Below are 3,647 nucleotides of genomic sequence, written 5' to 3'. Positions count from 1 at the left end.
GGGCCGGAGCGGCGGTGGCCCGGCCCCTGAAAAAGGGGACGGTCAGCCCTTGATCGCGCCCTGCATGATCCCGCCCACGATCTGCTTGCCGAACAGCAGGAAGGCGATCAGCAGCGGCAGCGTGCCGAGCAGCGCACCGGCCATGATCACGGCCTGGTCCGGGACATAGCCGGTACCGAGGGAGTTCAGGGCCACCTGCACGGTCGGGTTCTGCTGGGTCAGGGCGATGATCGGCCACAGGAAGTCGTTCCAGGCGAACACGAACGTCAGCAGCCCGAGCACCGCCATCGCGGGGCGCGCCGCCGGGAAGACCACGTGCCACACGACCCGCAGGCTGCTCGCTCCGTCCATCCGGGCGGCCTCGATCAGCTCGGTGGGCAGCGCCTGGACCAGGTACTGCCGCATGAAGAACGTGCCGAACCCCGTCACCAGACTCGGCAGGATCACCGTCTGGAGCTGGTTCGACCAGCCGAAGTCCGACATCCACAGGTACAGCGGCACCACGGCGAGCTGCGGCGGGATCATCATCGTGCCGATGGTCAGCAGCAACAGCAGGCCGGAGAACCGGAACCGCAGCTTGGCGAAGGCGAAGCCGGCCAGCGTGGCGAACAGCACCGTGCTCACCGTGATCGTGCCCGCGACGATCAGCGAGTTGAGCATGGCGGTGCCGAGCCCGGCCTGCTCCCAGGCGGCCTGGAGGTTCTTGAAGAGGTTGCCGCCGAACCACAGCGGCGGCGGGGTCTCGGCCAGCCGGCGGTCGGTGCGCGAGGCGGCGATCGCCGTCCACACCAGCGGTGCCAGCGAGACCAGCGCGAAGAGGACCAGCACCACGTAGGTCACCGGGCCCGCGTGCAGCTGCTTGCCCGCGCCCATCACCCGGCGCCGCTCCCGCCTGGTCCCGGACGCCGGCGCCAGGGTCAGTTCACTGGTGGTCATTGGGACTTCCTCAGCCGTCGGGTGAGCAGCAGGTTGACCGCGGCGACGATCAGCAGGATCAGGAACATCGACCAGGCGATCGCGGACGCCTTGCCGAGGTTGCCGATGATCCAGCCCTGGTCGTACATGTACAGGCCGAGCGTCTGGTACTGGTGCTCGGAACCGCCCTTGGAGCCGCTGACCCCGCCGAACAGCAGGACCTCACCGAAGAGCTGGGTCGCGCCGATGGTGGAGACGACCACCGTGAACAGGATCGTCGGCCTGAGCTGCGGGATCGTCACATGGCGGAACTGCTGCCAGCGGCTCGCGCCGTCGAGCGCCGCCGACTCGTACAGGTCGATCGGGATCGCCTGCATGGCCGCCAGGTAGATCAGCGCGTTGTAGCCGGTCCAGCGCCAGATCACGATCGTGGACACCGCGAACTGGGAACCCCAGTCCGACTCGCGCCAGTTGATGGCGTCCACGCCGAAGAAGTGCAGCACCCAGTTGACCATGCCGCCGTCCCACGAGTACAGCAGCGTGAAGACCAGGGTGGCCGCCGCCACCGAGGTGGCGTACGGGGTCAGCATCACCACGCGCCACACGGTCGAGCCGCGCAGCTTGTAGTTGAGCAGGTGCGCCAGCCCGAGGGCGGCCAGCAGCTGCGGCACCGTCGACAGCAGACCGATGGTGAAGGTGTTCTCCAGCGCGTTCCAGAAGAACTCCGAGGAGAACAGGTTCTTGTAGTTGTCCAGGCCCGCCCAGGTCTGGTGGTCAAGGGCGGACAGCTGCACGTTGTGCAGCGAGTACCAGGCGGTGTAGAGCAGCGGGACCAGGGAGAAGGCACCGAAGAGGACGAAGAAGGGGGCGACGAACGCGTACGGCGACGCCTTCATGTCCCAGCGGTACAGCCGGCTGCGCCAGGAGTCGGCGCCCGCCGGCGCACCGCCACCGTGAGCGCCCCGGGCCGCGCCCGGCGGGGTGCCGGGCGCGGCCTCGGCGCTCGACGCGGGATGCGCGAGAGCCTGCTTGGAGCTGGTCACTGGCCGAGCACGTCCTTGATCTCGTTCTTGGCCGCGTCCCAGCCCTGAGCGGGCGACTTGCCCTTCTGCTCGACCTGGAGGATGCCGACGTCCGTGATCGCGGTGCCGATCGGCTGGTCCTTGATGCCGAAGTACTGCGTCGGGATCGTCTTCGCCGAGTCGGAGAAGATCTGGGTGATCGGCGCGTTCGAGAAGTAGGCCGTGGTGTCTGCGGCCGGCTTCAGGTTCGCGTACGCCGACGGGGTCGACGGGAAGCTGGCCTGCTTGGCGAAGACCTTGGCCTGCTGCTCCGGCGCGGTCAGCCACTTGGCCAGGGCTATGGCCTCCTTCTGGTGCTTGCCGGCGGTCGGCACACCGATGAAGGAACCGCCCCAGTTGGCCGCGGTCGGCGCCGCCGCCACGTCCCAGTTGCCCTTGCCGGAGTCACCGGACTTCTGCTCGATGTAGCCGACCATCCAGGCGGGACAGGCCACGGTGGCGAAGGTGCCGTTGGCGAAGCCCTGGTCCCACGGCTTGTCGAACTGCTTGAGCTTCGCCGACATGTTGCTGGTCGCCACGCTCATCGCGACATCCCAGGAGGACTTCACCCCGGAGGACTTGTCCCAGATGACGTTGCCGTCCTTGTCGTAGTAGCGCTGGTCGGCGCCACCGAGGGAGGCGTTGTAGACCGAGGAGGCGGAGTCCACGAACTTGGTGCCCTTGGGCGCCTTCTTCATGTACTGCTTGCCCACGTCGACGTACTTGGCCCAGTCGCCCTTCCACTGCTCGGCGAGCTTGGTCCGGTCCGTCTCGAGACCGGCCTTCTTGAACAGGTCCTTGCGGTAGCAGATCGCCATCGGGCCGATGTCCGTGCCGAGGCCGATCGTCTTGCCGTCCTTGGTGGTGGCCTGCGCGAGCTTCCAGTCCAGCCACTGCGACTTGTCGACCTCCTTGCCCAGGTCGACGAACTTGTCCGCCTGGGTCTGGACGGCCTCGGTGATGTTGCCGACCTCGATGGCCTGGATGTCGTCGGTGCCGGAGCCGGCCTGGAGGCGGGTGAGCACCTTGGGCCAGTAGACGTCGGTACGGGTGGTGACGTTCTCCTTGATGTTGATGTCGGGATGGAGCTTCATGTACTCGTCGTAGAGGCCGGCCTGCTTGTAGCCGAAGACGCCGAAGGTCCCGATGGTCAGCGTGATGTTGCCCTTGCCGTTGCCGCCGTCCGAGTTGTTCGACGAGCCGTCGTCCGAGTCGTTGGCGCAGCCGGCCAGCAACCCCGTGGTCAACGCGGCGACAGCCGTGAAGGCCATCAGTCGCTGAGACCGTCGGATGCTCGTGCGCATTGCGTCCTCCTGTTGCCTGACGTGCCGACCCCCCGGCCAACTGCATGGAATTGGGCCCGTTCATTGTCGCTGCGGCTCGGGCGGGGAACGTGCGGGATATGTATGTGTCAGGGGTTGTGGGAGCGCTCCCACCAGTGATGTGTTGAAGGGTCGCCGGTCGGGGGCGGGGTGTCAAGGGACCGGACGCGGCGGGATGCGTTCGGTTACCTGAGTGTTAACTGGCCTCCCCGGCCCCCACGGTGGCGGTCCACCGTCTGGCCAGGGCTGTTAGATTCCAGCCAACGGGGATGTCGGTGCAAGGGAGGCGGAGCCCATGGCAGGCCACGGAGTGCGGGGCCGGGGCGGGGGACGGCCCACGCTCGAGGAG

The 3,647-nt window shown here is 67.5% G+C and carries 3 protein-coding genes; all 3 read right to left on the bottom strand.

Features of this window, described 5'->3' with window-relative positions:
- Positions 1–42: 42 nt before the first annotated feature.
- The 3 genes from V7E45_RS39360 to V7E45_RS39350 are packed head-to-tail and all read right to left on the bottom strand — an operon-like array spanning position 43 to position 3,280.
- Complete coding sequence (locus V7E45_RS39360) at positions 43–936, bottom strand: carbohydrate ABC transporter permease (RefSeq protein ID WP_443056357.1); 894 nt, start codon at positions 934–936, stop codon at positions 43–45.
- Complete coding sequence (locus V7E45_RS39355; RefSeq protein WP_333779094.1) at positions 933–1,958, bottom strand: carbohydrate ABC transporter permease; 1,026 nt, start codon at positions 1,956–1,958, stop codon at positions 933–935. The genes V7E45_RS39360 and V7E45_RS39355 overlap by 4 nt, the downstream gene beginning before the upstream one ends.
- The gene (locus V7E45_RS39350) at positions 1,955–3,280 is read right to left on the bottom strand and encodes an ABC transporter substrate-binding protein (protein ID WP_333779093.1); all 1,326 of its coding nucleotides are present in this window, start codon (positions 3,278–3,280) and stop codon (positions 1,955–1,957) included. The genes V7E45_RS39355 and V7E45_RS39350 overlap by 4 nt, the downstream gene beginning before the upstream one ends.
- Positions 3,281–3,647 lie beyond the last annotated feature (367 nt).

Source organism: Streptomyces sp. IBSBF 3136 (assembly GCF_036815105.1).
In the GTDB taxonomy this organism is placed as follows: domain Bacteria; phylum Actinomycetota; class Actinomycetes; order Streptomycetales; family Streptomycetaceae; genus Streptomyces.
The sequence above is the reverse complement of the archived record's forward strand: the minus strand, read 5'-3'. Positions and strand labels throughout refer to the sequence as shown.

Excerpts from the sequence above, each read along its gene's own strand:
- V7E45_RS39360 (WP_443056357.1), bottom strand. The coding sequence starts at position 936 with ATGACCACCAGTGAACTGACCCTGGCGCCGGCGTCCGGGACCAGGCGG.
- V7E45_RS39350 (WP_333779093.1), bottom strand. The coding sequence starts at position 3,280 with ATGCGCACGAGCATCCGACGGTCTCAGCGACTGATGGCCTTCACGGCT.